The 332-nt window shown below is 42.5% G+C and carries 1 protein-coding gene; it reads right to left on the minus strand.

The window, feature by feature from the left end; translation table 11 throughout:
- On the minus strand, positions 1–181 hold a 181-nt coding region (locus tag AAEY62_RS21205), incomplete at its 3' end, for a hypothetical protein (protein WP_350636327.1).
- Positions 182–332: the final 151 nt, after the last annotated feature.

The raw sequence follows: 332 nt of genomic DNA on the forward strand, positions 1-332 counted from the left end.
GTGTTGCAGTCGCCGACTTAGTCGGTGTTTGCGCGCTGGATGACTGCGCAGCACCCTCAATCAGTGCTAATGCAGCTGCGCCATCAGCTAGTTGCTGTTTTTTAGACAATGCAGCGCTCAACACCTCGCCGCCTTGGCTTGAACTTGGCATTACCGGTAAATTTCCGCCTGATATATTCATAAAATTAACCCACCTTTAATCAGTGTTTGTTGTGCAATAATTTAAAAGGAGTTAAACAAGGCACAGTGCTAAAAACCTGACTTTTAAATATAATCCAAGTAACATATGCAGTATACGCATGCTACATAATAAATTATCGGCAACTCAATAC

Origin of the sequence: Pseudoalteromonas sp. GW168-MNA-CIBAN-0100 (genome assembly GCF_040309225.1) — a bacterium.
Taxonomy (GTDB): Bacteria; Pseudomonadota; Gammaproteobacteria; order Enterobacterales; family Alteromonadaceae; genus Pseudoalteromonas; species Pseudoalteromonas arctica.